The 4,865-nt window shown below is 52.7% G+C and carries 2 protein-coding genes; one reads left to right on the top strand and one right to left on the bottom strand.

What is annotated here, in order from left to right; translation table 11 throughout:
* Positions 1 to 103: 103 nt before the first annotated feature.
* The gene (locus WBR68_RS30670) at positions 104 to 2,377 is read right to left on the bottom strand and encodes a DUF2254 family protein (RefSeq protein WP_230696168.1); all 2,274 of its coding nucleotides are present in this window, start codon (positions 2,375 to 2,377) and stop codon (positions 104 to 106) included.
* A gap of 451 nt (positions 2,378 to 2,828) precedes the next feature.
* On the opposite strand from WBR68_RS30670, the gene WBR68_RS30675 reads away from it, so the two are divergent.
* Positions 2,829 to 4,532: a hypothetical protein gene (locus WBR68_RS30675; RefSeq protein ID WP_230696169.1), complete on the top strand. Its 1,704-nt coding sequence runs from the start codon at positions 2,829 to 2,831 to the stop codon at positions 4,530 to 4,532.
* Positions 4,533 to 4,865 lie beyond the last annotated feature (333 nt).

Here is a 4,865-nt window from a genome sequence, read left to right on the forward strand (position 1 = left end):
TTCGGATAAACGTGTTTTGAATTGGGTGTTTAGCGGCTAAACCGGGCCGGAATGCCAGCAACCGGCCAGGAGCGGCCGTTCCGACACGTGCTCAATTGGTGAGCTATTCAGGACCGACGCTATCAGGCTTAGATTGGACCGACTCGGTTGCAAGCATGTCAGCCAGTTCGTGCATCAACGTGCGCACTGCAGCTTGATCGAACTGCGCAAGCATGTAATCGATTCGAGAATGGAGGACGTTGGAGCTCCGGAGGTCGTCGACGCTTCTGGACATTCTAGTTGCGGCGCGGATCCGGAGCTTCTGTGCAGGTGCTCCCTCGCTGTTCAGCATTGCGCGGAACTTCGTCTTCAGAACATTCGTTGCAGCTTGGGTACCTTCACCGATCGCCAATGCGACCAGTCCTTTGGTGGCCGTTTCCAGAATTCCCCAGCCGGTCTCGTACCTTCCGCCCTTACACGCCCAGTCCATTAAGAGTTGTGTTGAAGCTTCATAAAACTCCAGGCATTCCCGTCGATATCCGTCCAAAGCCGCTTCGAAGAGGTGGTCTGTGAGGGAGTATTTTGCGACAAAGATAACCGAGTCTTTATCGTCGGGAAGCCAAGATAGAGTCGAAATGAGCCAGACCGCATGACCCCGCAGTTTGTCCTTTTGATATTGAGGGCACGCAGGCGCATTCGAGAGGGCATTAAGCAGCTCGGAGATCCCGACGGCCCACGTGATGAGATCGTAGGAAAACGAGGATCGCTTCTGGAGGGCGAGAAGGAAGAGCTCCTTCTGCGAACCATATATCTGGTCCGCCCAAGTTTCAAAGTTGCCAATGATCTCACCTACACGCATGTGGACCACGGGCGCTTCCACCAACTGGTTAACAAATGACGTAAGCCTTCCTCTGAGCGAAGAATCGCTGGTGCTCGAAAAGTATGGGCCTAGCGTATTGCGGTGTATGGGTTCGAGCCGCGTTTCCGGCGTTTCCAGGAACCCCTTCGCAGCTTCGGTCACGGCCGAACGCAACTGACGGACTGGAAAGTGGATATCGTGCTTTCCTTTTGTAATGAGGTCGTAGGTGACATCGGCAAGCTGCTCAAATGCAGTAAGCGTGACCGCCTGATGGTCTGTCCGGAATATTCCAACGTTGGAAAGGGAAGCGATCTTCTGTACTGTGCTCACAATCTCGCTCGGGTTTGTATGATCTAGCGCGAGTTTCGAAGCGCGGCCCAACAGCCGAATTCCCTCCATCATGAGGTCGGGCATGTTGTGCGGAATGACAGACTCGACGGCCGAGCCCATATAACCGGCAGCAAGTAGTGCGTGGTACTTGCTTCGATCACGCCCCGGATACTCGATCTTCAGATACACGCCATAAAGCCCACCAATAGCACGCAGAGTGCTTTCCCCCAGTCGCTCATCACCCTTCGCCAATGCGGTCTGCATTGTCTGCCGAAGTTGCTCTAGCGAAATATTAATAAATCCGTCGGTTGTGCCCGGCATCTCGAAGAGAGGGTTGCTTCCGACGAAGGTACCGTGCTTCGCAGCGCAATAGGTGGCGTTGATCTGCGAAACGCGTTCGAACGCATACTCAGTGACCTCATAGTCGCCTTGTTCAGCGAAGCGCTTTGCGTAAGAAATGGCGTAGTGAATCGCTTGCCCTGCGGCTTTGGTCCAATGGTCGTTGACTTGAAAGAAATATGCCTTGGAAGCGTTGAAGTGGAACTCTATGCCGTCGTCTCCCTCCCCGGGTGGCGTCTCTTTATGCAAAAGGATTTCAGCTTTATCTGCCAATCGGCTCCATCTACGCACATCCTGTTGAACCTCCTTCGACATAATAGAAAGCTGTTCGATCGGATTGATGAGTTGGAGTGCGCGTCTGTACGCGAAAAGAAACAGCAGTACGATCACTGCGACTCCCCAAATTGCCGCAACTATTGCGGGAATCGCCCAGCTTCCGTCCGGAATGAGCGATGTCGAGCCGACAACTAGTGCAATGAGAAATGATGCAAGAAACGAACCCAGTAACCTGAGGTCAGAGCTTAGCCGTCTGAATAAACCATGCGGCATGCGATCGACATTAATCTGCATGGCGAACACAACGATTGAGAACGCGATAGCGGCAGCTCCGATCATTGCTGCGCCTGTGCCGCCAAGAAGTGTCCTGAGCGAAGCCAGGCTGTCGCCGTTGCTGAAATAGTTACCGAACTCCCTCTGCAGGAACGGCATTGCCAGCACGGTTGAAAGCATAGAGATCAGCAAGACAGTCGCCGCGATTTTCAGCCCATGCTGTAGCCACCAGTAATTGAGCCGGATAATTGCCCGATACAACCGCAATGTCACTGTTGCGTGTGCTTTATTAAGCAGTGCCTGTAGCCTTAACTTGACCATCCCATAGGCTCCCTAGTAGATGCCCGAAAAGAAGAGCCTCTGGCTCGTTGATGCCAATCCGGCATGAGTGTACATTTCCAGCGAGCGCGTTGGGACGGAAATCGCCCCGTTGGATCAGGACGCAGCCAGAACTGGGATCTCCAAGTGGCGGTACCGAACGCCCCCTCGGAATCCTTAAAGTTGAGAGACGGGCCGGTAAACAGTGCGTGCCTTTGCGAGCGACGCACAGTTCGCTATCTGGGCATCAAGGTCGATGATTCTCTTGAGATGGCTGGATAAAACCGAGGCTTGATGACTCTCGGCCGGCGAGCGGTCGCTTGCCGGCTATGAGCGGTTACAGCCTCCTCAACTGCGATATTTTTCTTCTGATACTTTATAAATAACGATACATTCCACATAATTTTCTAGCGAAGCGGGATAATTAAGCATTACTAAACTATAGAGCTCAAAAATGAGTATGCAGAATTTTTTGAAACGTCGCAGAGCGCGCGAGCATAGATACAGCGGCACCATTTGTTTCCTCTACTCTTCGAAGATTTCCGAAAGCGTTGACCTAGAACGTGCATGCCGCATACTGGTCGCGTCCGATGTATTCGACTTCGCGCTCTGCAGTCGAGGTGCGCTTTATTACCGGTCGGAGCGTTCGGTCGCCTGCGACAAGCTGCTGATAGACCAATCATTAGATGGACGAGGAAGCTCGATTGGCGGCCTTGAGAAATTCTTGGCGCGCGATCCAACCGACGCAGCGAAAATGGGTGTGTGGAACGCGCTTCACCTTCTGAATTCTGATAGCAAGTTTTCGAATGGCGCATCCTCTTTTCCCGCTGATAGCGTGAGAATCCAGGTAAGCCCTGTAGCAATCCGCTTAGATGGTGATGACGCGTACTCTCTTTGCACTCCGATGATCCGGCTCTACGAGGACGGAACCGTGAGCGTTCTTTTTGAACTACTACACAGGTTCGAAGAACGGTTAGTCGCCGAAATTGTGAGTAATGAAGTCAATGCCGCGACGCGTGGGACTAAATCATTTCAGGTGAACGTACCATTCTATCGAGCGGCACTTGAACAACAGTTTGCATCCATGCCGCTGGCTGCTAGGTGGCGCCAATATTCCGCGTTCAAGGGATTGATGCGGAATGCCCAGTTAATCCAGGAATCGTTCGAGTTCGGCGATGACAAGCTCGAGCTAGTCGAGCTGGCACTAACGGATCGTCTCAGCCTTTCCGATATAGCGAGAAATCTAATTTCGATGATTGAGCGCTCATTGGACATTGGAAAGGTTCCTCAGCGGCCGCAACGACTAGCAAAACAGTGGAAGTCAAGAAACTTGAGCGGATGGTTTGGAAAGCCGGTATTGATTGTTTCGTCACACGACGGGCAGTTGCAGAGTGCGGCAAGGAATGCGGCGAAACACAGGCTGCTGATCAACAGCGTAATGATGAGATCCCATCCGAGCGCGGTGGTCGGTATGGAACAACCTGAGTTGCCTGATCTACGCCCGTTCGACGACTTCAATCATTATTTTAGCGAGGGGGTGTCACTTGTCCTATGTGCTGGCAAGGTGTCCGCGGCAATCCGGGCTGAAGATTCAGTGGTCCTTGATAACATAATCGCGGATACGCTTGTCCTCACAGAGGCTGCCCAATTTTTACAGGTTTTCTACTCAGCCGTGTCTGATGAGTTGGACAGATGCACTACCTCGGCCGACGTCGCGCGTCTTGAACTAAGGTTGATGGGTTTAGATGAAGCATTTTTTAACGGGCACCGGTACGGTGAAACCCAGAATTTTTTCCACAGCGTTAGGAGTAGCGCGAGAACGTCAGGGTCGCGCTTGATTGTTCAGCAGAAGGTAGACGTCGCAAGGAAGGCACTCGAGCTCAGCGAGAAAATTGCCGGTGACCATGACACACGCTGGATCACGCTAACTTTTGGCGTTCTTGCATCTGCGACCCTATCTCCCGAGCTGGTCCAGCCCATTGCTACTGCACAAGGTTGGCATCTCGAAGACGAGAGCTTGTTCAAAGTGGTTTGTCTCCTATTTTCTTTTGTCATAGTTGCATCACTCGTAGGACTCTCTCGATCAATTATCAGATTCGTGTCTAACCGAAAATTCACACGCATCGTAAAACAGTCGGGCCGAGGGGTATCTAGATAGACGTAGGCTCTTTCATGCGAGGATGGGTTTTCGTACGGTAGCGCTCCACCGCGATCCAATGGCAAAACGTTGAGAAATTGCAGCCCAGAATACGGTTACTGAGGAGTCGCCGTAAACAACGTGGTGGTCTGCTTTGGGTCGAAGGCAGTCGGCAGGAAATGCCGCCTCTCGCCCGCCCCGCCGGGAGGCCCACTCTGGGCGCGAGGTCTGGTCAGCGGACAGTGGCCACAGCTGCGACTTACCCGCCTTTAGCTTTGCTTATGCGGAACGACGCGCATTAGTACCTACGGGGGCCTGTTTAGAAGTTATGTATCTTATGGCTGCTTCGCGGGG

The sequence above is a fragment of the Achromobacter sp. JD-1 genome, from assembly GCF_038594925.1.
Taxonomy (GTDB): Bacteria; Pseudomonadota; Gammaproteobacteria; order Burkholderiales; family Burkholderiaceae_B; genus Achromobacter; species Achromobacter spanius_C.

Excerpts from the sequence above, each read along its gene's own strand:
- WBR68_RS30670 (WP_230696168.1), bottom strand. The coding sequence starts at position 2,377 with ATGGTCAAGTTAAGGCTACAGGCACTGCTTAATAAAGCACACGCAACA.
- WBR68_RS30675 (WP_230696169.1), top strand. The coding sequence starts at position 2,829 with ATGAGTATGCAGAATTTTTTGAAACGTCGCAGAGCGCGCGAGCATAGA.